This is a genomic window from Ramlibacter sp. AN1015 (assembly GCF_037726105.1).
GTDB lineage: Bacteria > Pseudomonadota > Gammaproteobacteria > Burkholderiales > Burkholderiaceae_C > Ramlibacter.
This window is the reverse complement of the sequence record NZ_JBBJUM010000009.1, coordinates 67,759-91,640: the sequence shown is the minus strand read 5'-3', so window position 1 is coordinate 91,640 and position 23,882 is coordinate 67,759. Positions and strand designations below refer to the sequence as shown.

General features: G+C 68.4%; 23 protein-coding genes. 16 read left to right on the top strand and 7 right to left on the bottom strand.

Going from position 1 to position 23,882, the window contains the following annotated elements; genetic code table 11:
• Positions 1–104: 104 nt before the first annotated feature.
• The 5 genes from dnaB to rpsF all read right to left on the bottom strand — a co-directional run bounded on the left by dnaB (position 105) and on the right by rpsF (position 3,127).
• Positions 105–1,511 carry a replicative DNA helicase gene (gene dnaB, locus WG922_RS15225; protein WP_340283584.1) on the bottom strand — a complete coding sequence of 469 codons (1,407 nt, stop codon included), beginning with the start codon at positions 1,509–1,511 and terminating at the stop codon, positions 105–107.
• A 167-nt stretch (positions 1,512–1,678) separates the two neighbouring features.
• The gene (gene rplI / locus WG922_RS15220) at positions 1,679–2,131 is read right to left on the bottom strand and encodes a 50S ribosomal protein L9 (protein ID WP_340283583.1); all 453 of its coding nucleotides are present in this window, start codon (positions 2,129–2,131) and stop codon (positions 1,679–1,681) included.
• 13 nt (positions 2,132–2,144) lie between these two features.
• A complete protein-coding gene (gene rpsR / locus WG922_RS15215; RefSeq protein WP_048438842.1) occupies positions 2,145–2,426 on the bottom strand; it encodes a 30S ribosomal protein S18 in 282 nt (93 codons plus the stop codon).
• 18 nt (positions 2,427–2,444) lie between these two features.
• A complete protein-coding gene (priB, locus tag WG922_RS15210) occupies positions 2,445–2,732 on the bottom strand; it encodes a primosomal replication protein N (RefSeq protein WP_340283582.1) in 288 nt (95 codons plus the stop codon).
• A gap of 17 nt (positions 2,733–2,749) precedes the next feature.
• A complete protein-coding gene (rpsF, locus tag WG922_RS15205; protein WP_340283581.1) occupies positions 2,750–3,127 on the bottom strand; it encodes a 30S ribosomal protein S6 in 378 nt (125 codons plus the stop codon).
• Between the two features lie 203 nt (positions 3,128–3,330).
• Here rpsF and WG922_RS15200 point away from each other — a divergent pair, with 203 nt between their 5' ends.
• Positions 3,331–3,747 (top strand): hypothetical protein, encoded by a 417-nt coding sequence (locus WG922_RS15200; RefSeq protein WP_340283580.1) that lies wholly within the window; start codon positions 3,331–3,333, stop codon positions 3,745–3,747.
• A 125-nt stretch (positions 3,748–3,872) separates the two neighbouring features.
• On the opposite strand, the gene ppsA is transcribed toward WG922_RS15200, so the two are convergent.
• Positions 3,873–6,266 (bottom strand): phosphoenolpyruvate synthase, encoded by a 2,394-nt coding sequence (gene ppsA, locus WG922_RS15195; RefSeq protein ID WP_340283579.1) that lies wholly within the window; start codon positions 6,264–6,266, stop codon positions 3,873–3,875.
• A 187-nt stretch (positions 6,267–6,453) separates the two neighbouring features.
• On the opposite strand from ppsA, the gene ppsR reads away from it, so the two are divergent.
• The 4 genes from ppsR (at position 6,454) to WG922_RS15175 (ending at position 11,427) form a co-directional block, all read left to right on the top strand.
• Complete coding sequence (ppsR, locus tag WG922_RS15190) at positions 6,454–7,275, top strand: posphoenolpyruvate synthetase regulatory kinase/phosphorylase PpsR (RefSeq protein ID WP_340283578.1); 822 nt, start codon at positions 6,454–6,456, stop codon at positions 7,273–7,275.
• 183 nt (positions 7,276–7,458) lie between these two features.
• Positions 7,459–8,022: an alkyl hydroperoxide reductase subunit C gene (ahpC, locus tag WG922_RS15185; RefSeq protein WP_340283577.1), complete on the top strand. Its 564-nt coding sequence runs from the start codon at positions 7,459–7,461 to the stop codon at positions 8,020–8,022.
• A gap of 101 nt (positions 8,023–8,123) precedes the next feature.
• Positions 8,124–9,683: an alkyl hydroperoxide reductase subunit F gene (ahpF, locus tag WG922_RS15180; RefSeq protein ID WP_340283575.1), complete on the top strand. Its 1,560-nt coding sequence runs from the start codon at positions 8,124–8,126 to the stop codon at positions 9,681–9,683.
• Between the two features lie 178 nt (positions 9,684–9,861).
• Positions 9,862–11,427 carry an AMP-binding protein gene (locus tag WG922_RS15175; RefSeq protein ID WP_340283574.1) on the top strand — a complete coding sequence of 522 codons (1,566 nt, stop codon included), beginning with the start codon at positions 9,862–9,864 and terminating at the stop codon, positions 11,425–11,427.
• A 50-nt stretch (positions 11,428–11,477) separates the two neighbouring features.
• Here WG922_RS15175 and WG922_RS15170 read toward each other — a convergent pair whose 3' ends face one another.
• Positions 11,478–11,966, bottom strand: a complete 489-nt coding sequence (locus tag WG922_RS15170) for a MarR family winged helix-turn-helix transcriptional regulator (protein ID WP_340283573.1) — start codon at positions 11,964–11,966, stop codon at positions 11,478–11,480.
• 131 nt (positions 11,967–12,097) lie between these two features.
• Between WG922_RS15170 and WG922_RS15165 the strand changes: the two genes are divergently transcribed.
• From WG922_RS15165 to WG922_RS15115, 11 genes are all read left to right on the top strand, one after another.
• Positions 12,098–13,177, top strand: a complete 1,080-nt coding sequence (locus WG922_RS15165; protein WP_340283572.1) for an NAD/NADP-dependent octopine/nopaline dehydrogenase family protein — start codon at positions 12,098–12,100, stop codon at positions 13,175–13,177.
• A complete protein-coding gene (locus WG922_RS15160) occupies positions 13,174–14,166 on the top strand; it encodes a 3-hydroxybutyryl-CoA dehydrogenase (protein ID WP_340283571.1) in 993 nt (330 codons plus the stop codon). The genes WG922_RS15165 and WG922_RS15160 overlap by 4 nt, the downstream gene beginning before the upstream one ends.
• Positions 14,163–14,966 carry an alpha/beta fold hydrolase gene (locus WG922_RS15155; RefSeq protein WP_340283570.1) on the top strand — a complete coding sequence of 268 codons (804 nt, stop codon included), beginning with the start codon at positions 14,163–14,165 and terminating at the stop codon, positions 14,964–14,966. The genes WG922_RS15160 and WG922_RS15155 overlap by 4 nt, the downstream gene beginning before the upstream one ends.
• Positions 14,967–15,274: 308 nt before the next feature.
• Positions 15,275–16,600 carry an aromatic ring-hydroxylating dioxygenase subunit alpha gene (locus WG922_RS15150; RefSeq protein ID WP_340283569.1) on the top strand — a complete coding sequence of 442 codons (1,326 nt, stop codon included), beginning with the start codon at positions 15,275–15,277 and terminating at the stop codon, positions 16,598–16,600.
• Positions 16,597–17,082: an aromatic-ring-hydroxylating dioxygenase subunit beta gene (locus WG922_RS15145; protein WP_340283568.1), complete on the top strand. Its 486-nt coding sequence runs from the start codon at positions 16,597–16,599 to the stop codon at positions 17,080–17,082. The genes WG922_RS15150 and WG922_RS15145 overlap by 4 nt, the downstream gene beginning before the upstream one ends.
• Positions 17,083–17,086: 4 nt before the next feature.
• Complete coding sequence (locus WG922_RS15140) at positions 17,087–18,715, top strand: AMP-binding protein (RefSeq protein ID WP_340283567.1); 1,629 nt, start codon at positions 17,087–17,089, stop codon at positions 18,713–18,715.
• A complete protein-coding gene (locus tag WG922_RS15135) occupies positions 18,712–19,881 on the top strand; it encodes a thiolase family protein (protein ID WP_340283566.1) in 1,170 nt (389 codons plus the stop codon). The genes WG922_RS15140 and WG922_RS15135 overlap by 4 nt, the downstream gene beginning before the upstream one ends.
• The gene (locus WG922_RS15130) at positions 19,878–21,131 is read left to right on the top strand and encodes an SDR family NAD(P)-dependent oxidoreductase (protein WP_340283565.1); all 1,254 of its coding nucleotides are present in this window, start codon (positions 19,878–19,880) and stop codon (positions 21,129–21,131) included. The genes WG922_RS15135 and WG922_RS15130 overlap by 4 nt, the downstream gene beginning before the upstream one ends.
• Positions 21,131–21,946 (top strand): cyclase family protein, encoded by an 816-nt coding sequence (locus WG922_RS15125; protein WP_340283564.1) that lies wholly within the window; start codon positions 21,131–21,133, stop codon positions 21,944–21,946. The genes WG922_RS15130 and WG922_RS15125 overlap by 1 nt, the downstream gene beginning before the upstream one ends.
• Positions 21,943–22,692: an SDR family oxidoreductase gene (locus WG922_RS15120; RefSeq protein ID WP_340283563.1), complete on the top strand. Its 750-nt coding sequence runs from the start codon at positions 21,943–21,945 to the stop codon at positions 22,690–22,692. Before WG922_RS15125 ends, WG922_RS15120 begins: the two co-directional genes overlap by 4 nt.
• A 31-nt stretch (positions 22,693–22,723) precedes the next feature.
• Positions 22,724–23,872, top strand: coding sequence for an ABC transporter substrate-binding protein (locus WG922_RS15115; protein WP_445322837.1), 1,149 nt, complete (start codon positions 22,724–22,726; stop codon positions 23,870–23,872).
• The last annotated feature ends 10 nt before the right edge of the window (positions 23,873–23,882 follow it).

Below are 23,882 nucleotides of genomic sequence, written 5' to 3'. Positions count from 1 at the left end.
GGGCGGCCAGCGCGCGGAAAAGGGTTCGTCGTGACGGGGGCTCGCCCCCGCTGCACGGCGCCACCGGTTGCCGCGCTGCCGCGCATCAGCGCAGGCCTGCGCCTTCAGAAATCGTCACTGCCCGCCGCGAGCGATTCGAATTTGGTGAGGTTCTTCAGGAAGGCCAGCCTGACGGTGCCGGTCGGGCCGTTCCGCTGCTTGCTGATGATGATTTCGGAGACGCCCGGCTCTTTCGAGTCCTTGTTGTAGTAGTCGTCCCGGTAGATGAACATGATGACGTCCGCGTCCTGCTCGATGGCGCCGGACTCGCGCAAGTCGCTCATCATCGGCCGCTTGTCGGTGCGCGACTCCACTCCGCGCGACAGCTGCGACAGGGCGATCACCGGGCAGCCCAGTTCCTTGGCCAGCATCTTCAGGCCCCGGGAGATTTCACCGACCGCGGTGGCGCGGTTCTCGTCGCCCATGCCGCTGGACACGCTCATGAGCTGCAGGTAGTCGATCACGATGAGGCCGAGCTTTCCGCCGCACTGGCGCGCCAGGCGGCGCGCGTTGGCACGCAGCTCGCTCACCGTCAGGCCGGGGGTCTCGTCGATGTGGAGCGAGACGTTGCGCAGCTTTTCGATGGCCTCTGTCAGCCGGGGCCACTCCTCGTCGGTGAGCTTGCCGGTGCGCAGATGGCCCTGGTCGATCCGCCCGATCGAGCCGACGATACGCACGGCGAGCTGGGACGCTCCCATTTCCATCGAGAACACCGCCACCGGCAGCTCCTCGTGCAGCGCCACATGCTCGGCGATGTTGATCGCAAAGGAGGTCTTTCCCATCGAAGGACGCGCCGCCAGGATGATGAGGTCTCCGGCCTGCAACCCGGAGGTCATCCGGTCGAGGTCGTAGAAGCCGCTGGGCACGCCGGTGATGTCGGTGGGGTTGTCCGCCATCTCCTGCACGCGGTCGAGCAGCTCCACCACCAGCGAGCCCATGTCGTGGAAGCCTTGCTTGGAACGCGAGCCTTCCTCTCCGATGTGGAAGATTTTCTGCTCGGCCTCGTCCAGGATCTTGTCGACCGCCTTGCCCTGCGGATTGAAGGCCGCGGTGGCGATCTCGTCGGAGGCCGACACCAGTTTGCGCAGGATGCCGCGCTCGCGAACGATCTCGGCGTAGCGGCGGATGTTGGCGGCACTCGGGACGTACTGTGCGAGCGAGTTGAGATAGGCCAGGCCACCCGTCTCGTCGGCCTTGCCCAGGCTCTGCAGGTGCTCGAAGACCGTGATCACGTCCGCTGGCTTGCTCGCGTTCACCAGGTCAGCCACGGCCTTGAAGATCAGGCGGTGCTCATAGCGGTAGAAATCGTTGTCGGAGAGCAGGTCGCCGATACGGTCCCAGGCGCCGTTGTCCAGCAACAGGCCCCCCAGGACACTCGATTCGGCCTCGATGGAGTGTGGCGGCACCCGCAGCTTCGCCACTTCGCGGTCGCGCGGAAAATCGTCTTCGACGGGGGTCAGTACTGCAGACATGGAATCCTCTTGCGCGCCCGATGTTAGGGCCGCTGCCTCGGCAGGTCACGGGACAACCCTGTGGAAAACCGGTGCCTAAGCAGGGCACAAGCGTCCGGAACCTGTGGGCAAGAAAAAAGCCGCCCGCAGGCGGCCTCTCGGTGTCGAAAGCGAGGAGGAGCGGCCGATCAGGCCGTCTCGCCGTAGACCGCGACGGTGATGTCCACCACCACGTCGGTGTGCAGTGCAACGCTGACGGCGCTGTCACCGACGGTCTTGATCGGACCACTCGGCATGCGCACCTGCGACTTGGCCACCGGGTAGCCGATCTTGCCGAGTTCTTCGGCGATGTCGTTGTTGGTGACGGAGCCGAACAGGCGCCCATCGACGCCGGCCTTCTGGGTCAGCTTGACGGTGGTGCCAGCGAGCTTCTCGCCTTGGGCTTGCGCTTCGGCCAGCTTGGCAGACGCGGCGCGCTCCAGTTCGACGCGCTTGGCTTCGAACTCGGCCTTGTTGGCTTCGGTGGCACGGCGGGCGCGGCCGGAGGGGATCAGGAAGTTGCGGGCGTAGCCGTCCTTCACCTTCACGATTTCGCCCAGGTTGCCCAGGTTCACGACTTTGTCGAGCAGGATGACTTGCATTTCTTGTCGCTCCTCAGATGCGGTGCTGGTCGGAGTACGGCACCAGTGCCAGGAAGCGTGCGCGCTTGATGGCGGTGTTGAGCTGGCGCTGGTAGATGGCGCGGGTGCCGGTCAGGCGAGCCGGGATGATCTTGCCGTTCTCGGCAATGAAGTCGCGCAGCGTATCGACGTCTTTGTAGTCGATCTCTTCGACGCCGGCGACGGTAAAGCGGCAGAAGCGCTTGCGCTTGAACAGCAGCGACTGGGTGTTGCGCTTCGGACGCTTGTCCTTGTTGAACTTCTTGAACGTGGCCATGAGGACCTCTCGAAAAATTTAGTCTTGCTGGAACTGCTGGATGTGGAGCACCGGGAGCTTGCCGTTGCGCGGTGTGGCCAGGAAGCCGGCGAAGCGCCAGCTGCTGCCGATCGCCTGCCTGGCCAGCGTCTCGGCGTCACCGCCGAAAGCCACGGCCTTGAGCGCCAGTTTCACCTGTCGCGTGCCGCCTGCTTCTGCGACCTCGGACTCGTGTTCGAGCCGTAGATCGAGGGCAGGCAGCCCGGAGGGGGTGTATCGCAGAGGCGTTGCCTCCGCGATGCGGGCACTCAGGACAAGCTGATTCACACGCGCAGCGGGGGCCTTCAGGCCTGTTGCTGCTGCTGGTACTCTGCCTGCTGGGCCTTGCGCGCTTCTTCACGCTCGACCGTACGCATCATGGACGACGGGCCGGTGTCGGCCTTCTTCTTGACGACAGTCAGGTGGCGCAGCACGGCATCGTTGAAGCGGAAGGCATGCTCCAGCTCGTTCATCACGGCCTGGTCGGCCTCGATGTTGATGCACAGATAGTGGGCCTTGGCGAGCTTGTTGATCTGATAGGCCAGTTGGCGACGGCCCCAGTCCTCGACGCGGTGGATCTGGCCGCCGCCGGCGGTGATCATGCCCTTGTAGCGCTCCAGCATGGCCGGAACCTGTTCGCTCTGATCCGGATGGATCAGCAAGATGATCTCGTAATGACGCATGTGTTCTCCTTGTGGATGAAGCCCCCCGCCATCAAGCGTCGCGGCGGTGGAGCAAGGCAAAGCCGGCGATTGTAGCAAAGCGACGGCATGCCTTCCTTCGCGTGGGTGGGAAGGCGCGCACCACGGGCGCCGATGCCGGCCTACGGCGGCTTGCAGGCGCGCGCACCGCGTTCGCTCGCGGCGGCGAGCAAGATGGTGAGACCATGAACATCCTCAGCGATCACTACTTCGGCGCCCGGTTGGCCGACGGCGTTACAAAGCACGGGTTTCGCAAGTGGTACGAGCGACAGCTGCTCTCGAGCCATGCCCACATGCTCCTGGCGCTGTTGAGCTTCTTTGCCATGCTGGCCGGGCTGGAGGGCTTTACCGACACCACGGGAGCGGGCGGCGAGCGGCTCGTCGATCTGCTCCTCGCACTGGCCTGCGGGGCCGTAGCGCTGTGGGCGATGCGCCGCTACCTTTATCTGCTGATGCGCGCGGAGGCGCTGGCGCACCAGGCCAACTGCCACGAATGCGGTGAGTACGGGCGGTTCCACGTGCTCTCCGAGGACCGGCCGCAGCGGCTCACGCAGGTCTGCTGCCGCCGCTGTGACCATCGCTGGACGATTGCCGACAACTGAGGTTCAGGGCAGCCGCAGACCCTCCATTGATCGCACGGGCAGCCTACAGCCCGGCGGAAGATCCAACCGACGGCGCCGTCCGCTAGCGCGGTGCCCGGGCCGCCGCGCAAGTCCCAGTGTCTGCCTCAGCTCGCCAGGCGCTGCCAGGTCTCGATCACGCTGTCGGGATTGAGGGAGATCGAGGCGATCCCCTCCTGGGCCAGCCACTGCGCGAAGTCGGGGTGGTCGCTCGGGCCCTGGCCGCAGATGCCGACGTACTTCCCCTGCTTCAGGCATGCGGCGATGGCGCGCGAAAGCAGCGCCTTGACCGCCGGGTCACGCTCGTCGAAGTCCGCAGCCAGGAGTTCGAGACCGGAGTCGCGGTCCAGGCCCAGCGTGAGCTGGGTCAGGTCGTTCGAGCCGATGGAGAAGCCGTCGAAGAACTCGAGGAACTCCTCGGCGAGGATCGCGTTGCTCGGCACCTCGCACATCATGATGAGCTTGAGCTCGTCGCGGCCGCGCTCGAGGCCGAAGCGCGCCAGCAACTTGGTCACGCGCTCGGCCTGGGCCAGCGTACGCACGAACGGCACCATCACCTGCACATTGGTCAGGCCCATCTCGCTGCGCACCCGGCGCAGTGCCTCGCACTCCATCGCGAAGGCTTCGCCGAATTCGGCACTGACATAGCGCGCGGCGCCCCGGAAGCCCAGCATCGGGTTCTCTTCCTCCGGCTCGTAGCGCGAACCGCCGATCAGCTTGCGGTACTCGTTGCTCTTGAAGTCGGACAGCCGCACGATCACCGGCTTGGGCCAGAACGCCGCGGCAATGGTGGCTACGCCTTCGGCCACCTTGTCAACGTAGAACGCCCTCGGCGAGGCGTGCCCGCGCGCCACCGACTCCACGGCCTTCTTCAGGTCGGCATCGACGTTGGGGTAGTCGAGGATGGCCTTGGGGTGGACACCGATGTTGTTGTTGATGATGAACTCGAGCCGCGCCAGGCCGACGCCGTCGTTGGGCAACTGGGCGAAGTCGAAGGCCAGCTGCGGATTGCCGACGTTCATCATGATCTTGGTCTGGATGGGCGGCATCACGCCACGCTGCACCTCGGTGATCTCGGTCTCGAGCAGGCCGTCGTAGATAAAGCCGGTGTCGCCCTCGGCGCAACTGACGGTCACCAGCGTGCCGTCGGTGAGGAGCTCCGTCGCGTCGCCGCAGCCCACGACCGCCGGGATGCCGAGTTCGCGCGCGATGATGGCCGCATGGCAGGTGCGCCCGCCGCGGTTGGTGACGATGGCGCTGGCGCGCTTCATCACCGGCTCCCAGTTCGGATCGGTCATGTCGGTCACCAGCACGTCGCCCGCCTGCACGCGATCCATCTCGCTGATGCTGTGGACCAGGCGCACCGGCCCGGTGCCCACCTTCTGGCCAATGGCGCGCCCTTCGGCCAGCACAGGCCCCTTGCCCTTGAGCTTGTAGCGCAGCTCGGACTTGCCGGCCTGCTGGCTCTTCACCGTTTCCGGCCGGGCCTGCAGGATGTAGAGCTTGCCGTCCTGTCCGTCCTTGCCCCACTCGATGTCCATCGCGCGCCCGTAGTGCTTCTCGATCACCAATGCGTAGCGTGCGAGCTCCTCGACCTCGGCGTCGGTGAGGGAGTAGCGGTTGCGCTGTTCGAGCGGCACATCGATCGTCTTGACCAGCTTGCCATCGACGGCACGCTCCTGCTCGGAAGCGAACACCATCTGGATCAGCTTGCTGCCCAGGTTGCGCCGGATCACCGCACGCTTGTTCGCCGCCAGCATGGGCTTGTGCGCATAGAACTCGTCGGGGTTGACCGCGCCCTGCACCACCGTCTCGCCCAGGCCGTAGCTGGAGGTGATGAAGACGACCTGGTCGAAGCCCGATTCGGTGTCGATGGTGAACATCACGCCGGCGGCGCCGAGGTCGCTGCGCACCATGCGCTGCACGCCTGCGGACAGCGCGACGTCGGCATGCGTGAAGCCCTTGTGCACCCGGTAGCTGATGGCGCGGTCGTTGTAGAGCGAGGCGAAGACCTCCTTCATCTTGTGCAGGACCTGCTCGATCCCGACCACGTTGAGAAAGGTCTCCTGCTGGCCTGCGAAGGACGCGTCGGGCAGGTCTTCGGCGGTGGCCGAGGAGCGCACGGCGAAGCTGGCCTGCGGGTTGGATCCGGCGAGCACCGTGAAAGCCTCGCGGATGGCGGCCTCCAGGTCCTGCGGGAAAGGCTGGGCTTCGACCCAGCCGCGGATCTCGGCGCCCGCGGCAGCCAGGGCACGTACGTCGTCGGTATCGAGTGCATCCAGCCGCGCATGGATGCGCTCGGCCAGTCCATCGAATGCCAGGAACTGGCGGAAGGCATGCGCCGTGGTGGCAAAGCCGGTGGGCACCCGCACGCCCTCGGGCAGCTGCGAAATCATCTCGCCGAGGCTGGCGTTCTTGCCGCCGACCGCCTCGACGTCGGTCATCCTCAGGTTTTCAAACGGAACGACCAGGGCGGTCGCGCTGAAGCGGGGAGAAGACATGGGAAAGCTCCGGAAGTTGAAAGCGGTGCGGCGCTTGCGAAGCGCGCGTTCCCATGGCACGGCGGGCAGCTTTGTGTTTGTTCTTGTGGGCAGCGGCGGTGCATGAGGAGAGGAATTCGGATAATCGCAGCCATTGTAGGCGGCGCTGCACGCGTGGTGGCCCCCTGCACCCCCCTCGAAAGCATCTATGCCCAACCGCACCGTGTTCTTCATTTCCGACGGCACCGGCATCACCGCGGAGACCTTCGGCAACGCCATCCTGGCGCAGTTCGAGTTCACGCCTCGGCACGTGCGCCTGCCGTTCATCGACACCGTGGACAAGGCCCACCAGGTGGTGCGGCAGGTCAACCACGTGGCCGAGACCGAAGGCCGTCGCCCGATCGTTTTCACCACGCTGGTGAACGTCGAGATCCTGCAGGTCATCGAAAGCGGCTGCAAGGCCATGCTGCTGGACATGTTCGGAACCTTCGTGCGGCCCCTCGAGATCGAGCTGGGCATGAAGTCCAACCACCGAGTCGGCCGGTTTTCCGATGTAAGCCAGAGCCAGGCCTACCACGACCGTATCGAAGCCATCAATTTCAGCCTGGCGCACGACGACGGGCAGAGCAACCGCGACCTCGAGCACGCCGACGTGATACTGGTCGGGGTGAGCCGCAGCGGCAAGACGCCCACCAGCCTCTACCTGGCCATGCAGTACGGCCTGAAGGCCGCCAACTACCCGCTGATCCCGGAAGACTTCGAGCGCCAGCAGCTGCCCGGCGCGCTCGTGCCGCACCGCAAGAAGATCTTCGGGCTGACCATCCAGCCCGAGCGGCTCTCCGAAATCCGCAACGAGCGCCGGCCGAACTCGCGGTATGCGGCCCTGGAGAACTGCCGCAACGAGGTCGCCGAGGCGGAGGCCATGATGCGGCGCGCCGGCATTCGATGGCTGTCCACCACGACCAAATCGATCGAGGAGATCGCCACCACGATCCTTCAGGAGCTGCGGCCCGAACGGCTGGAATACTGAAGCGCCTCGGGCCCATCCGCGCCCCGCCGCGGGGGCTTTGCCGCAGCGCCACGGCGGGCGCTCTGCCGCTGGCCGATAGGCAATCCAAATGGCCGGCATTGCCCTACGCAAATGGACCAATGGTGCCTCGCCGCCTAAGATCGGCGTTTCCATCCAACCTTCAACACAAGAGAGGAAGCACTGATGTCCGTCATCAACACCCAGATCAAGCCGTTTCGCAACATGGCCTTCAAGGAGGGCAAGTTCTTCGAAGTGACCGAGGAGAACGTGAAAGGCAAGTGGGCGGTGTTCTTCTTCTACCCGGCCGACTTCACCTTCGTGTGCCCCACCGAACTCGGCGACGTGGCCGATCAGTACGCCGACTTCCAGAAGATGGGCGTGGAGATCTACTCGGTGTCCACCGACACGCACTTCACGCACAAGGCGTGGCACGACGCGTCCGACACCATCCGCAAGATCAAGTACACGATGATCGGCGACCCGACGGGCCAGCTCACCCGCAACTTCGACTGCATGCGTGAAACCGAGGGCCTGGCTGATCGCGGCACCTTCATCGTCGATCCGCAAGGCGTCATCCAGGCTGTCGAGATCACCGCCGAAGGCATCGGCCGCAATGCCTCAGACCTCGTGCGCAAGGTCAAGGCTGCACAGTACGTCGCCGCACACCCGGGCGAGGTCTGCCCTGCCAAGTGGGAAGAAGGCGCCGCCACGCTCAAGCCGTCGCTGGACCTGGTCGGCAAGATCTGAGCCCAGGCGCCCTCGCAAGGCGCACCGCACAGGCCCGGGGCGCACCTGCCCCCGGGCTTTCTTTTTTTTACCGACACACCACGCAACGACGGGAGATCACCATGCTCGACGCCGCCCTCAAGTCCCAACTCGCCAGCTACCTCGAACGCATCACGCAGCCCGTGGAGATCACCGCGTCGCTGGACGACAGCCAAGCCGCGCGCGACATGCAGGCCCTGCTCAAGGACATCGCCGACAGCTCCACCCGCGTCACGGTCACCGAGACCCGGGGCGGCCCCCACCGCACGCCCTCCTTCATGATCCACCGGCCCGGCCACAACACCGGCCCGCGGTTCGCCGGCCTGCCCATGGGGCACGAGTTCACCTCGCTGGTGCTGGCGCTGCTGCAGGTCGGCGGCTATCCGCCGAAGGTGGACCAGGCCGTGCTCGAGCAGATTCGTGCGCTCGACGGCGACTTCGACTTCGAGGTCTACGTATCACTGACCTGCCACAACTGCCCGGACGTGGTGCAGGCGCTCAACCTGATGGCCGTGCAGAACCCCCGCATCCGCGCCACGATGATCGAGGGCGGGCTGTTCCAGGACGAGGTCAAGGAGCGCCAGATCATGGGCGTGCCCACCGTGTTCCTCAACGGCACGATGTTCGGCAACGGCCGCATGAGCCTGGAGGAAATCCTCGCCAAGATCGACACCAAGGGAAGCGAACGCGAGGCGGCCAAGATCGCCGGCAAGGAGCCCTTCGACGTGCTGATCGTCGGTGGCGGCCCGGCCGGGGCGGCCGCCGCGGTGTATGCGGCGCGCAAGGGCATCCGCACGGGTATCGCCTCCGAGCGTTTCGGCGGACAGGTGCTCGACACGCTGGGCATCGAGAACTTCATCTCGGTCAAGGAGACCGAAGGCCCGCGCTTCGCGCTCGCGCTGGAGGAGCACGTGCGCCACTACGACGTGGACATCATGAACCTGCAGCGCGCCAAGGCGCTGGTGCCGCGTGACAACATGGTCGAGGTTCAGCTGGAAAGCGGCGCGTCGCTCAAGGCGCGCACGGTCATCCTGTCTACGGGAGCGCGCTGGCGCAACATCAACGTGCCGGGCGAGCAGGAATACAAGAACAAGGGCGTGGCCTACTGCCCGCACTGCGACGGTCCGCTGTTCAAGGGCAAGCGCGTGGCCGTCATCGGCGGCGGCAACTCCGGGGTGGAGGCCGCGATCGACCTGGCCGGCATCGTCGGCCACGTGACGCTGGTCGAGTACGACACCAAGCTGCGCGCGGACGCGGTGCTGCAGCGCAAGCTGAACAGCCTGCCCAACGTCACGGTGCTGCTGAACGCGCAGACCACCGAGATCACCGGCGACGGCCAGAAGGTCAACGGGCTGGTCTGGAAGGACCGCGCCAGCGGCGACGTGCAGCGTGTCGAACTGGAAGGCATCTTCGTGCAGATCGGCCTGGTGCCGAACACCGACTGGCTCAAGGGCACGCTCGAGTTGTCCAGGTACGGGGAGATCGTGGTCGATGCCAAGGGCCAGACCTCCATGCCGGGCGTGTTCGCGGCCGGTGACGCCACCACCGTTCCGTACAAGCAGATCATCATCGCCGCCGGCGACGGCGCCAAGGCGGCACTGAGCGCGTTCGATCACCTGATCCGCACGAGCGCGCCCGCCTGATCGACCGACAGGGAGGCAGGGGCGCCCGTGCGTGCATGGGAGCCCCTTCGCTGCGCCGGCGCAGGCCAATGCGCGTCCGGCAGCCAGTCGCGCGTGCGCGCGCCATGAGCAGCGGGCGGCGACCCTCGCACACGCCCGGCTGGCGCAGCCGCGGTGCCTTGGACAGAATGCCTGCTCCATGAACGCACCGTTTCTCGCACCCGACCGCCTCCATCCCACGCTGGTGCACATGCTGGATTGCAGTGCGGACGCGTACCCCGACCGCGAGGCGGTGGTGTTCGGCGATTCGCGCTGGCGCACCAGCGACCTGCGCCGCGTCGTCGGCGGGCTCGCGCGGCTGTTGCGCGCGCGCCCGCAGGCCGCAGGCCGCATCGCCACCGTGCTGCCCAACTCGCTGCTCGCGTGCGCCGCACCTTTCGCGGTGGCCGCCGCGGGTGCGCAGCACGTGCCGCTCAATCCGCTCTACACGCCACGCGAACTGCAGTACATGCTGCAGGACGCCGCTCCCGGCCTGCTGCTGGCCGACGACGCACAGGCCGAGCGGCTCGCCCCACTGGTGGCGAGGCTGCCCGGCTGCGAGTTGCTGACCGCCTCCGCCGTCGCTGGGTGTTTCGGGCAGTGGCTGCAGGACGCCTCCCTCGACAGCCTGCAAACCGCCTACCCGCCTGCGGACTCCCCGGCCCTGCTGCAGTACACCGGCGGCTCCTCGGGCTTTCCGAAGGGCGTGCACCTGACCCACCGTGCGATCAGCACCAACGTCTCCCAGCGTGACGGCCTGCTCCCGGTCGGCCGCGGGGGCGAGCGCGTACTGTGCGTCATGCCCCTGTTCCATTCGTATGCGCTCTCCATGGGGCTGCTGCTGTGCGCACACTCGGCCAGCACGCTGGTCGTGCTGCCGGCGTACCACCCCGAGCGCGTGCTGGAGGCGATCGAGCGCGAGCGCATCACCATCTTTCCCGGCAGCCCGACGATCTTCACGGGCCTGATGCAGTGCGCCACTTTCGCGAGCACCGACTGGAGCCGCGTGCACACCTGCTACAGCGGCTCCGCCGCCCTGTCGCGTGAGACGCTCGAGCGCTGGCAGGCGGCGACCGGCGCCCCCATCTACGAAGGCTACGGCCAGACCGAGGCCGGTCCGGTACTCACCTTCAACCCCTCGGCCGGTCCGGCAAAGGTCGGCACCGTCGGCATCGCCGTGCCGGGCACCGAGGTGCAGATCGTCGATCTGGAGACCGGCACCCAGGTACTCGCACCGGGCGAACGCGGCGAGATCCGCGCCCGCGGACCGCAGCTGATGAGCGGCTACCACGGGCTTCCCGCCGAAACGGCCGAAGCGCTGCGAGACGGGTGGCTCTACACGGGTGACATCGGCGAGCTGGACGCCGAGGGCTACCTCACCATCCGCGACCGCAAGAAGGACCTGGTCATCGTGGGCGGCTACAACGTCTACCCGCGCGAGGTCGAGGAGGTGCTGTTCAGCCATCCGGACGTGGTCGATGCCGCCGTGGTGGGCCAGCCCGACAGCTACCGCGGCGAGGTCCTGCGCGCCTTCGTCGTGCTGCGCGGCGGGGCGGGCTTGGACGCGCAGGCCCTGCTCGATTTCTGCGCCGCCAGGCTCGCGCGCTACAAGCTGCCGGCACGCATCGAGGCCTTGCCCGTGCTGCCCAAGACCAGCGTCAACAAGACCGACAAGAAGGTGCTGAAGGAGCAGGTGAGGCGCGAGGCGGCGGCGCGCACCGACTGAGCGCACGGGCGTTGCGCCGCTCCACTGCGCTCCAGACCCAGCCCGCCTTCTCAGTCGTCCTCGGCGTCCTCGGCCGCCTCCAGTGCCAGGTGCCGGTGCAGCTCGATCATCTGCTTGAGCGTCGCCTTCAGCTCTGCAGCCCGCTGCACGCCGAAGGGCTCGAGCACGTTGCGCTCGTGCTCCCGCGCCTGCTCGATCAGCCTCGACACCAGCCGGTCACCGGCCGGCGTGATCGCCACCAGCGTGATGCGGCGGTCGCTCGCATGGCCGATGCGCCGGACCTGCCCACGCGCCTGCATGCGGTCGAGCATGCGCGTGACCGTCGGCTGCTTCAGCACCGCCAGCCGCGCCAGCGTTCCGATGCTCATGGGCTCGGCCCCCGCGAGGGTGGCGAGCACGCGCCACTCGGAGGGCGTGAACCCCTGCGCCGTGACCACCTGGTGGAACTCGCCCGAGATGAGGTGGCTCGCCTGCGCCAGCAAGGCCGGCAAATAGTCATCGACAAAGGGTCCCCCGGAGTCGGCATCGGCGGTGGTCATGGCTTCGTGGTCCCGGTTCGGTCCGTCGGCAAACGGATGCCTGGTGGATTCTTGACAGAAAAATATATGAAAAGTAATGTAGTGCGCAAGCGCGATAGCCCTGGCACGTCGCAATTAAGGAGAACGCTGAGATGAAGATCGCCATCCTGGGCGGCGGACACGGCTGCTACGCCGCCGCCGCGGACCTCTCCGAGCAAGGCCACGAAGTGCGCCTGTGGCGCCGCGACAGGGAGGCGCTGCGAGCGGTCCTCGATGCCGGCTCGATTCTCCTGAAAGATGCCGACGGCGCGCGCGACGTGCCCATCGCGATGGCAACGCCCGACATGGGGCGCGCGCTGGCGGGTGCGCAGCTGGTGCTGCTCCCCTCCCCGGCCACGGCCCAGGCCGACATCGCACGGCTGATGGCGCCGCACCTGCAGGACGGGCAGGTGGTGTTCCTCGCGCCGGGCACCTTCGGCAGCTTCGTCATGGCGCGCATGGTGCGCGAGGCGGGCAACGGGGCCGAGGTGACGTGGGCGGAAACCGGCACCCTGCCCTACCTCGCGCGTAAGCACAGCGAGCGCGAGGTGAACCTCACCGTGCGCGCGGTCCGCCTGCCCACCGGCGTGTACCCGGCACGACGCGCCGAACACGCGCTGGCCGTGATCCGAAGCGCCTACCCCAGCGTGCACGGCTGCGGCGACGCGCTTTCGGGCGCCCTGATGAACGCCGGGCCCATCATCCATCCGCCGCTCATCGTGATGAACGCGGCGCCGCTGCAGCACTTCGAACGCTGGGACATCCACAACGAGGGCACGCAGCCGGCCGTGCGCGCCGTCACCGACCGGCTCGACCAGGAGCGCATCGCGCTGCGCGAGGCCCTGGGCTATGCCGCGCCCCACTATCCCCTGGCCGACCACTACCGCAACGACCAGTGGATGTACGGCGACGCCCACAAGAAGCTCGTGAAGTCCGGCGACTGGCGCGAGAACATCGACCTGCACCAGCACCGCTACGTCACCGAGGACACCGAGCTCGGCCTGGCCTTCCTCGCCTCCGTCGCCCGCTGGGCCGGCACCGACGCTCCCATTGCACACGGCCTGCTGGCCGTCACCGGCGGCTTCCTCGGCCGCGACCTGCGGCGCGGTCCCCGCACCCTCGAAAGCCTGGGCCTGCACAGCCTCGACCGGCGTGGCCTGCAGGAGCAACTGCACGAAGGAAGCGGGTTGTGAGCCGCCCCCGTTTCGTGGCCGTGGGCGCCGGCCGCATGGGCCGCGGCATCGCCATCAGCTTCGCCTACGCGGGGCATCGCATCGCCCTGCTCGATTTGCGGACGCGCTCCACCCAAGCCTGGCAGGACCTGCGAGCTCAGGCGAGCGCCGAGGTCGAGGCGGCCCTGCGCGGCCTCGCGCGCCTCGGCGCACTCGACGAATCCCTCATCCCGCAAATCGCGCAGCGCATCGAGTACGTCGATGCCGCCGGCGCGCCCGAGACGCTGGGGGCCGCCGAGCTGGTGTTCGAGGGCGTACCCGAAACGCTGGAAGCCAAGCGCGAGGCGCTCGAGCAGATCGGGCGGCTGTGTCCCGACGAGGCGATCATCACGTCCACCACCAGCAGCATCCTGGTGACGCAGCTCGCGCCGCTGGTGCGCCGGCCCGAGCGCTTCCTGAACATGCACTGGCTGAATCCTGCCTATGTGATCCCGGTGGTCGAGCTGAGCACCCACGACGGCACCGATGCCGGCGTGCTGGCGCGCACCCGCGCGCTCATGGAGGGGATCGGCAAGCTGCCGGTGGTCTGCGGCCCGGCGCCCGGCTACATCGTGCCGCGGCTGCAGGCGCTGGTCATGAACGAGGCAGCCCGCATGGTCGAGGAAGGCATCGCTACCGCCGAGGAGATCGACAAGGCCACGCGCTACGGCATGGGCCTGCGCTTCGCGGCGCTCGGGGTGGTCGAATTCATCGACTTCGGCGGCTGCGACATCCTCTACCACGCCAGTCGCGAGATGGCGGGCTCGGTCGATGCGGCGCGCTACCAGGCGCCGGCCATCGTCGCGCAGATGATGGAGCAAGGCCGCCTCGGCCTGAAGACCGGCAGCGGCTTCTACAGCTATGAGGGGCGCGACCTGCCTGCATACCGCGAAGACGTGCTCTCGCGCACGCTGGGCATGCTGCGGCATGCGGGCCTGTGGCAGCCTCCCGCGCGACAGACCCTGCCATGACAGCGAAGCTGCGGCGCGCCTATGCCGACCTGCCCCACGGGCAGGTGCATTACGCCGCCTGTGGCGACCCGCACGCTCCGGCCGTCCTCTTGCTGCACCAGAGCCCGCGCAGCTGGGCCGAGTACCGCGCGGTGTTGCCGCTGCTGGGAGCACGCTACCGGGCCATCGCGATGGACACCGCCGGCTTCGGCGATTCCGACCCGCCGCCCAGCGCCGCCAGCATCGAATCCTGGGCCGCGGTCGCGGCGCAGCTGCTGGACGCACTGGACATCGCACGGGCGCACGTGGTGGGCCATCACACGGGCGGCGTGATCGCCGTCGAGCTGGCGGCACGCCATGCGTCGCGCGTGCGCTCGCTGGTGCTGTCCTCCACCCCCTACACCGACGAAGCCTTTCGCCGTGCGCGGGCCGAGCGGCCGCCGATCGATGCGGTGCCGGACAGCGACGACGGCTCGCACTTGGCGGCGCTCTGGCGCAAGCGCCAGGCTTTCTATCCGGCCGCCCGGCCGGAGCTGCTGCAGGCATTCGTGCTGGATGCGCTCAAGGTGCAGGATGTCGAGGGCGGCCACCGCGCGGTCGCCTCATACCGCATGGAGGAACGCATCGCTTCGGTGACGCAGCCGACCCTGGTGCTGCGGGCCGCGCGCGATCCGTTCGCCGCCGGGCATGCCGCGCAATGGCTGCAGTTGCTGCCCCAGGCGCGGATGGCGGACATCCCCGAAGGCATGGTGCCGCTGCCGGACCAGCTGCCCGACGAGTTCGCCCGCACGGTGCTCGAATTCCTGGACGCCCAGCCATGAGCGCGAACGGGGTTCATGGCTGGGGCGAACGGCCGCGCCCGCACGGCCCCCGGCAGCCCAGCCAGCAGCCGGCCTTGGCGTTTGCGTGCAGACCCGCGCTGGCGCTCGAGCAACCCACGCCGCGCGCCCTTGACGGCCGCGCCATGCCCGACGCCTGAGTCACACCGCCTTCATCAGGGAAATCCCCCAGCACAGAAACCCATGACTTTTCATATGTTCCAACATAAACTGTTCGGGCCGGAAGCAGCCCGTCCGTGCCTTGGAACCATCGACCTGCCGAGGAGCGCGCTTCGATGACGAACAGCAGCATGACCCGATACCGCGACGATCCCGCGGCCCTGCAGGCGCTGGTGCAGCCGGACCGCGTCCACCGCGACCTCTACATCAGCCCCGAGGTGTTCGCGCTGGAGCAGGAACACTTCTTCGCCAACACCTGGAACTACGTCGGCCACGACAGCCAGATTCCCCAGCCCGGCGACTTCCTCACCAATGACATCGGCGGCAGGCCGCTGATCGTCGTGCGGCACGACGACGGCAGCGTGCGCGTGCTGATGAACCGCTGCGCCCACAAGGGCTCGCGCCTGGTGAGCGCGCCCAGCGGCAACGCCGGCAAGTTCTTCCGCTGCCCCTACCACGCATGGGCTTTCAACACGGATGGCTCCATTCGCGCCATTCCCATGAAGAACGGCTACGAGGGCACCGCGCTCCACGAGACCGCGAGCGCGCAGGGGCTGGTGGCGGTGCGCAACGTGCGCGTCTGGCGCGGCTTCATCTTCGCGAAGATCAACGACGTGGGCCCCGGCTTCGAGGAGTACTTCGGCGACTCGCTCAGCTCCATCGACAACATGGCCGACCGCTCGCCCGAGGGCCAGTTGGAGATCGCCGGCGGCTGCCTGCGCTTCATGCACGACTGCAACTGGAAGATGTTCGTCGAGAACCTGAACGACACCATGCACCCCATGGTGGCGCACGAGTCCTCGGCGGGTACGGCCAAGCGCATGTGGTCCGACAAGCCGGCCGACGCACCCAAGCCCATGGCCATCGAGCAGTTCGTCCCCTTCATGTCGGACTACCGGTTCTTCGACGAGATGGGCGTGCGCGTGTTCGACAACGGCCACAGCTTCTCGGGCGTGAACTTCAGCATCCACAGCAAGTACTCGGGCCTGCCCGGCTACGAAGAATCCATGATCGCCGCCTACGGCGAAGAGCGCGCGCACCAGATCCTGGGCCTGACGCGCCACAACACCGTCTACTACCCCAACCTCACCATCAAGGGCGCGATCCAGGCCATCCGCGTGGTCAAGCCCATCGCGGTGGACAAGACGCTGATCGAGAGCTGGACCTTCCGGCTCAAGGGCGCGCCGCCCGAGCTGCTGCAGCGCACCACCACCTACAGCCGCCTGATCAACTCACCCTTTTCGGTGGTCGGCCACGACGACCTGCAGGCCTACAGGGGCATCCAGCTCGGGCTGCAGGCGAGCGGCAACGACTGGATCAGCCTGCACCGCAATTTCGACCCGTCCGAGATCGGCCAGGCCGACCACACCACCAACGGCCTGAGCGAGATTTCGATGCGCAACCAGTACCGCGCATGGGCCCGCGCGATGGCGCTCACCATGGGAGGCGCAGCATGAACGACGCCCCGAGCCGCCAGGAGCTGGCCGACTTCGTGGTGCACGAATGCCGCCTGCTCGACGCGCGCCGCTACGACGAATGGAACGCGCTGTTCACCGACGACGCGATCTACTGGGTGCCGCTGGTGCCCGAGCAGCCCGACGGCATCAACCACACCTCGCACCTGTACGAAGACAAGCTGCTGCGTGATCTGCGCATCGCGCGCTTCAAGAGCCCGCGCGCCTTCTCCCAGCAGCCGCCGAGCCGCTCGCACCACCTGCTGCAGATGCCCACCGTGGAGGAGTTCGACCCCGCCGCCAACCGCTATGTGCTGCGCACCGAGTTCCACTACACCGAGAGCCAGCTCGACACCCAGCAGATCTACGTCGGCACCTTCTGGCACCACCTCACGGTGCACGAGGGCGCCCTGCGCATGACGCACAAGCGCGTCAACCTGCTCAACCCCGACGCGGCGCTTCCGGCCGTGCAGCTGTTCATCTGAGGCCATGGGCACGGTCCACCACCTGTTCACCGCCACGGCTGCCCGCACGCCGCAGCGGCCCTTCCTGCTTGTCGAGGAGGTGACCGCCGGCGCCTACGGCATCCCCGCAGGCGAAGTGTCCTGGGGCGATGCGGCCGCAGAGGTCGAGCGGCTGCGCCACGTCTACGCGGCGGCCGGCTACGGCTGCGGCCATCGGGTCGGGCTGCTGCTGGAAAACCGGCCGGCCTTCCTGCTGCACTGGTTCGCGCTGAACGCCCTCGGCGCCAGCGTCGTGCCGATCAACGCCGAGATGCGCGCCGCCGAGCTCGAGTACCTGGTCGGCCACAGCGAGATCTGCCTGGCGGTCACGCTCCCGGAGCGCGCCGCCGAGCTGCGCGCGGCCGCCCTGGCCTGCGGCCAGGCGATGGGCTGCTGGGATGCGGCCGACATCGCCGCCGCGCTGCCGCCCGCGCCCACCGCGCCCCCCGAGAGCGGTCCCCCCGGCGCCGACACCGAATGCGCGCTGCTCTATACCTCCGGCACCACCGGCCGGCCCAAGGGCTGCCGACTGCACAACGACTACTTCCTGCGTGCCGGTGCGTGGTACGCCGGTCTCGACGGCGTCTGCTCGGTGCGGCCCGACGCGGAGCGGGTCATCACCCCGCTGCCGCTGAACCACGTCAACGCGATGGCGTTTTCCACCATGGTGGTGCTGACCGCCGGCGGCTGCCTGGTGCAGCTCGATCGCTTCCACCCCGGCAGCTGGTGGCGCAGCGTGCGCGAGAGCGGCGCGACCATCGTCCACTACCTGGGCGTCATGCCGGCCATGCTGCTGTCGGCGCCCGAGGACGAGGCCGACCGCCGGCACGCCGTGCGCTGGGGCTTCGGCGCCGGTGTCGATCGGCGCAACCACGCGCGCTTCGAGGAGCGTTTCGGCTTCCCGCTGGTCGAAGCCTGGGCCATGACCGAGACCGGCGCGGCCGCCTGCATCATGGCCAACCGCGAGCCGCGCCAGGTCGGCACCAGTTGCTTCGGGCGCCCAGAAAGCTTTGTGGAGACCCGGCTGGTCGATGAGGAAGGCGCCGACGTCCCCGCCGGCGTCCCGGGCGAGCTGCTGGTGCGCTCGGCCGGAGGCGACCCGCGGCGGCATTTCTTCCGCGGCTACCTCAAGGACGACGCCGCCACCGAAGAAGCCTGGGCCGGCGGCTGGTTCCACACCGGCGACATGGTCCGCCGCGACGACGCGGGGCACCTCTACTTCGTCGATCGCCGCAAGAACGTCATCCGCCGCAGCGGCGAGAACATCTCGGCCGTCGAGGTCGAGAGCGTACTGATGCAGCACCCCGCCGTGCGCAGCGCCGCGGTGGCGGCGACACCCGACGCCGTGCGCGGCGACGAGGTGCTGGCCTGCATCCTCACCCACGAGCGGGTGGCTCCGGCCGAGCGCGAGGCCCTGGCCGCCAGCATCGTCGCCCACGCGCTCGCGCAGCTCGCCTACTACAAGGCCCCCGGCTGGGTGGCATTCGTCGATGCCGTGCCGCTCACGCTCTCGCAGAAAATCCAGCGCGCCCAGTTGCGTGAACTGGCGCGCACGCTGCCGGGCCAGGACGGCTGCATCGACACGCGCGCCCTGAAGAAACGGCAGTCCCGATGACGCGGCGCATGTCCTACGACGGTGTCGCCGTCGCCGTGCCGGTCACGGTGCCGTACGTGCGCTACTCCACCCACGGCGCGCACTGGTTCATCGGCCGTGCACTCGAGGCCCTGGTCGCGTCGTCCGGGCTCGACAAGGCGCAGATCGACGGCCTGACGATCAGCAGCTTCTCGCTCGCGCCGGACACGGCCGTGGGCGTCACGCAGCACATGGGCGTGTCGCCGCGCTGGCTGGACCACATCCCCACCGGCGGCGCCTCGGGCGTGATGTCGCTGCGCCGGGCGGCGCGCGCGGTGCAGGCGGGCGACGCCGACATCGTCGCGTGCATCGGCGCGGACACCAACCACGTGGAGTCGTTCCGCCAGACGCTGGGCTCGTTCAGCCACTTCGCCCGCGACGCGAGCTATCCCTACGGCTCGGGCGGGCCGAACTCGATCTTCGCCATGATCATGGCCAACTACATGCGCACCTACGGCGCCACGCGCGAAGACTTCGGACGCATCGCCGTGGACCAGCGCACCAACGCGCTGCAGAACCCCAACGCGCTGTTCAAGAAACCGCTGACGCTCGACGAGTACATGTCCGCGCGGCCGATCTCCGATCCGGTGCACCTGTTCGACTGCGTAATGCCCTGCGCCGGCGCCGAGGCCTTCCTGGTGATGCGCGAGGAGCGCGCCCGCGAACTCGGCCTGGCCCACGTGCTGGTGCGTGGCGCGATCGAGCGGCACAACGCCTACGCCGACGATCCCATCATGGTGCGCGGCGGCTGGCGCATGGACCGCGATGAGCTCTACGCCCAGGCCGGCGCCCGACCGGAGGACGTCGATTTCATCCAGACCTACGACGACTATCCGGTGATCGTCATGATCCAGTTCGAGGACCTCGGCTTCTGCGAGAAGGGCGAGGGCCCCGCCTTCGTGCGCGCGCACCGCACCACCTTCGACGGCGACTTTCCCAACAACACCGGCGGCGGCCAGCTCTCCAGCGGCCAGGCCGGCGCCGCCGGCGGCTTCGTCGGCATGACCGAAGCCCTGCGCCAGCTCACGGGGCAGGCCGGCGCGCGCAGCGTGCGCGATGCCCGCCTGGGGCTGGTGACCGGCTTCGGCATGGTCACCTACGACCGCTGCCTGTGCACCGGCGCCGTGCTGCTCGGGAGCTCCCAATGACCATGCCGCTGATGAAGCCCAAGCGCAAGAACCCGGTGCTTCGCACGCGGCAGATGAACCTGCCGCCCTGGGCGCGGGGGCGGGTGGCGCTCGGCATGACAGCCGCCGCCGCCGAGGGGAGGCTGGAGCTGCAGGTGTGCGAGCAGTGCGGCGCCGTGCAGTACCCCCCGCGCGAGGCCTGCCACCGCTGCCTCTCCGCCGCGCTCAGGTGGCGCGCGCAGGCCGGCGGCGGCCAGCTGCTGGCCTCCACCACCCTGCACCACAGCAACGATCTCTTTTTCCGCGAACGCCTGCCCTGGCGCCTCGGGCTGGTGCAACTCGACGCCGGACCGTCGGTGATGGTGCACCTGCACGGCGAAGTGGGCGAGGCGCCCGCGCGGGTGCACGTGGGTGCGCGGCTGGACCGGGCCGGACAGGCCGTATTGATCGGGTTTCCCGAGACTGGGAGTGAACACATGGCAGACGACAGGATGCTGCGGGAGATGACCAGCGACCCGCGTTTTCGCAAGGTGCTCGTGACCGACGGCAAGAGCGCCGTCGGCCAGGCCCTGGTGCACGCGCTGGTGAAGGCCGGCGCCGAGATCGTGTGGGTCGGCCACGCCGAACCCTGGAAGAAGCTGCCCGGCTTCGAGGACATCTCGCAATACAAGGAAGTCACGCTCGTGCCGCTGGACCTCACCAATGGCCGCCAGGTCAGCGAGCTCGCGGGCGAGATCGGCGGCAAGGTGGACATCGTGATCAACAACGCCGAGATGCACCGCGCCTTCGGCATCTCGTCGCGGCGCGGCACCGACGTGGCGCGCGCCGAGATGGACATCAACTACTTCGGCCTGCTGCGCCTCGCGCAGGAGTTCGGGCCCGCGCTGCGCGCCCGCTCGGCCGACGGCATCGCGCATGCCGCCGCGTGGGTCAACCTGCTGTCCATCTACGCGCTGAGCAACTACCCGCCGCACGGCACCTTCTCGGCGTCCAAGGCGGCGGCCCTGTCCTTGGCACAGTGCTTGCGAGCCGAAATGCGGCCCACCGGCATCCGCGTCATCAACGTGTTCCCGGGGCCCATCGAGGACGAATGGAACCAGAACATGCCGCCGCCCAAGGTTGCGCCCGCCGCGCTGGCATCGGCCATCGTGAAGGCACTCAAGGAGGGCGTCGAGGATGTCTACCCAGGCGACGTCGCGCAGGAATGGCTGGAGCGCTGGCGCGACAACCCCAAGGTGCTCGAGCGCGAACTCGCCGCCGGAGGCAGCTGATGACGAACACGACAACGACCACGACCACGACCTCCCCCCTGCTCGCCGCCGTCGCGGGTGCACTTGCCGGCGGACGCATCCGCGTCGTCGATCTCACGCAGACGCTCACGCCCGACTTCCCGCAGATCGCGCTGCCGCCCGAGATGGGCCAGTGCTGGCCCTTCCGCATCGAGGAGGTCTCGGCCTACGACGAGCGCGGGCCGGGCTGGTACTGGAACAACTTTTCCTGCGGCGAGCACACGGGCACGCACTTCGACGCGCCGATCCACTGGATCTCCGGGCGCAACGTGCCGAACAACGCCGTCGACACGATCCCGGTGCAGCACTTCGTCGCGCCCGCCTTCGTCATCGACTGCTCGCAAGCCGCGCAGGCCGACCCCGACTACCTGCTGAGCGTCGCCGACATCGAACGCTTCGAGCAGCAGAACGGCCGCATCACCGCCGGCAGCTGGGTGCTGATGCGCACCGACTGGTCCAAGCGGACCGACCCCGCGGCTTACCAGAACTTCGACGAGACGGGGCAGCACACGCCGGGCCCCTCCACGGAGGCGGTCAAGTTCCTGGTCGATGAGCGGCAGGTGCTCGGCTTCGGCTCCGAGGCCATCGGCACCGATGCCGGCCAGGGCTTCCACCTGCGCCCGCCCTATCCCTGCCACTACTTCATGCACGGGGCGGGCCGCTACGGCCTGCAGTGCCTTGCCAACCTCGACCTGCTGCCGCCGACCGGTGCCCTGCTGATCTGCCCGCCGCTCAAGATCGAGAAGGGCAGCGGCAGCCCGCTGCGCGTGCTCGCGCTGGTGGAGGACGCGGCATGAGCACCGACACCAGCGCCCAGGGCGGCTCGCGCGTCGTCGCCGTCACCGGCGGCAGCGCCGGCATCGGCAAGGACATCTGCGAGAAGCTGCTGGCCGAGGGCTACGAGGTGGTTTCGCTCTCGCGCCGCGCGACCGACGTCGCGCATCCACGCCTGCACAGCATCGAGGTCGATCTCACCGACCGCGCAGCCACCGCCGAGGCGGCGCAGGAGCTGGTGCGCCGCTTCGAGGTCACGCATATCGTGCACAACGCCGGCGTGATCCGCCCGGCGCTGCTGCCCGAGGTGCAGCTGGACGACCTGCACGCGCTGGTCGATCTGCACCTGGGTGCGGCGATCCAGCTCGTGCAGGCGGCGCTACCCACCATGCGCGCGCGCCGCTTCGGCCGCATCGTGCTGCTGTCCTCGCGCGCGGCGCTCGGCGCGCAGACCCGCACCAGCTACTCGGCCACCAAGGCCGGCATGCTGGGCATGGCGCGCACCTGGGCGCTGGAACTGGCCGGCGACGGCATCACCGTCAACCTGGTGGCTCCCGGGCCGGTGCACTCCGAGATGTTCTACGACGTGATTCCGGCCGGGAGCGAACGCGAGCAGAAGCTCGCCGCCTCCATTCCGGTCGGCCGCATCGGCGAGCCGGGCGACGTGTCGCGCGCGGTGTCGTTCTTCCTTGCACCCGACGCCGGCTTCATCACCGGCCAGATGCTGTTCGTCTGCGGAGGCGCGAGCCTCGGCAGCATCGCCCTGTAGTCCCGCACTCGTAACCACCTGGAGACCACGCGTGAAAGCCCTGAAGAAGATCGCCACCGCCATCGTCGGCACCGGACTGGCCCTCGGCACCCTGGCCGCCGACCTGAAGGTCGGCTTCATCACCTCCCTGTCGGGGCCGGTGTCCTCGCTGGGCATCCCCTACGCCAAGGGCATCCAGGCGGCCGTGGCGCACATGCCGCAAGTCGCCGGGCGCAAGGTCGAGCTGATCCAGCTCGACGACGCCTCCGACCCCTCCACCTCGGCGCGCAACGCCCGCAAGCTGATCGACGAAGACAAGGTCGACATCCTCATCGGCACCGCCGGCTCGCCCGGGGCGCTGGCGATCGCCGCGGTGGCGCGCGAGACCCGCACGCCCCTGATCTCCATCGCCAACGCCAACCTGCCCGGAGAGGAAGGCGCGTGGATGGTCACGCTGCCGCAGCCGGCCCCGCTGATGATCAGTGCGGTGGTCGAGCGCATGAAGCAGCAGGGCGTCAAGAGCGTCGGCTACATCGGGTTTTCCGACGCCTGGGGTGACCTGGTGTACGACTCGCTGCAGCAGGCCGCCGGTGCGGCGGGCATCAAGGTGCTGACCAACGAGCGCTTCGCGCGCGCCGACAGCTCGGTGACCGGCCAGGTGCTCAAGATCGTGGCCGCCCGCCCGGACGCGGTGATCACCGGCACCTCGGGCACGCCCGGCGCCCTGCCCTACCGGGCGCTCGCCGAACGCGGCTTCAAGGGGCCGATCTACGGCACGCATGCCCTCATCAACCCCGACTTCGTGCGCGTGGGCGGCGCGTCGGTCGAGGGCCTGCTGGCGCCTACCGGCCCGGTGATCGTCGCCGAGCAGCTGCCGCAGACGAACCCGATCCGCAAGGTCTCGATGGACTTCCGCGACGCCTACCAGAAGGTGCACGGCGCGCCGCCCACCGATGCCTTCTCGGCCTATTCCTTCGATGCCTGGCTGCTGTTCGCCGACGCCGCCAAGCGCGCAGCCGCCAAGGCCGAGCCCGGCACGCCGCAGTTCCGCGTGGCGCTGCGCGACGCGATGGTGAACACCAAGGAGCTGGTGGGCACGCACGGCGTCTACAACTTCAAGCCCGACAACCGCTACGGCTCCGACGAGCGCTCCCGCGTCATCGTCAAGCTGGAAAAAGGCCAGTGGAAGCTGGTGCCCTGAAGCACTGCAG

Excerpts from the sequence above, each read along its gene's own strand:
- rpsF (WP_340283581.1), bottom strand. The coding sequence starts at position 3,127 with ATGCGTCATTACGAGATCATCTTGCTGATCCATCCGGATCAGAGCGAA.
- WG922_RS15165 (WP_340283572.1), top strand. The coding sequence starts at position 12,098 with ATGAAGATCGCCATCCTGGGCGGCGGACACGGCTGCTACGCCGCCGCC.
- rpsR (WP_048438842.1), bottom strand. The coding sequence starts at position 2,426 with ATGGCCACGTTCAAGAAGTTCAACAAGGACAAGCGTCCGAAGCGCAAC.
- WG922_RS15120 (WP_340283563.1), top strand. The coding sequence starts at position 21,943 with ATGAGCACCGACACCAGCGCCCAGGGCGGCTCGCGCGTCGTCGCCGTC.
- WG922_RS15175 (WP_340283574.1), top strand. The coding sequence starts at position 9,862 with ATGAACGCACCGTTTCTCGCACCCGACCGCCTCCATCCCACGCTGGTG.
- WG922_RS15155 (WP_340283570.1), top strand. The coding sequence starts at position 14,163 with ATGACAGCGAAGCTGCGGCGCGCCTATGCCGACCTGCCCCACGGGCAG.
- dnaB (WP_340283584.1), bottom strand. The coding sequence starts at position 1,511 with ATGTCTGCAGTACTGACCCCCGTCGAAGACGATTTTCCGCGCGACCGC.
- ahpF (WP_340283575.1), top strand. The coding sequence starts at position 8,124 with ATGCTCGACGCCGCCCTCAAGTCCCAACTCGCCAGCTACCTCGAACGC.
- ppsA (WP_340283579.1), bottom strand. The coding sequence starts at position 6,266 with ATGTCTTCTCCCCGCTTCAGCGCGACCGCCCTGGTCGTTCCGTTTGAA.
- ppsR (WP_340283578.1), top strand. The coding sequence starts at position 6,454 with ATGCCCAACCGCACCGTGTTCTTCATTTCCGACGGCACCGGCATCACC.
- WG922_RS15170 (WP_340283573.1), bottom strand. The coding sequence starts at position 11,966 with ATGACCACCGCCGATGCCGACTCCGGGGGACCCTTTGTCGATGACTAT.
- WG922_RS15135 (WP_340283566.1), top strand. The coding sequence starts at position 18,712 with ATGACGCGGCGCATGTCCTACGACGGTGTCGCCGTCGCCGTGCCGGTC.
- WG922_RS15140 (WP_340283567.1), top strand. The coding sequence starts at position 17,087 with ATGGGCACGGTCCACCACCTGTTCACCGCCACGGCTGCCCGCACGCCG.
- WG922_RS15125 (WP_340283564.1), top strand. The coding sequence starts at position 21,131 with ATGACGAACACGACAACGACCACGACCACGACCTCCCCCCTGCTCGCC.
- ahpC (WP_340283577.1), top strand. The coding sequence starts at position 7,459 with ATGTCCGTCATCAACACCCAGATCAAGCCGTTTCGCAACATGGCCTTC.
- WG922_RS15200 (WP_340283580.1), top strand. The coding sequence starts at position 3,331 with ATGAACATCCTCAGCGATCACTACTTCGGCGCCCGGTTGGCCGACGGC.
- WG922_RS15130 (WP_340283565.1), top strand. The coding sequence starts at position 19,878 with ATGACCATGCCGCTGATGAAGCCCAAGCGCAAGAACCCGGTGCTTCGC.
- WG922_RS15145 (WP_340283568.1), top strand. The coding sequence starts at position 16,597 with ATGAACGACGCCCCGAGCCGCCAGGAGCTGGCCGACTTCGTGGTGCAC.
- rplI (WP_340283583.1), bottom strand. The coding sequence starts at position 2,131 with ATGCAAGTCATCCTGCTCGACAAAGTCGTGAACCTGGGCAACCTGGGC.
- WG922_RS15150 (WP_340283569.1), top strand. The coding sequence starts at position 15,275 with ATGACCCGATACCGCGACGATCCCGCGGCCCTGCAGGCGCTGGTGCAG.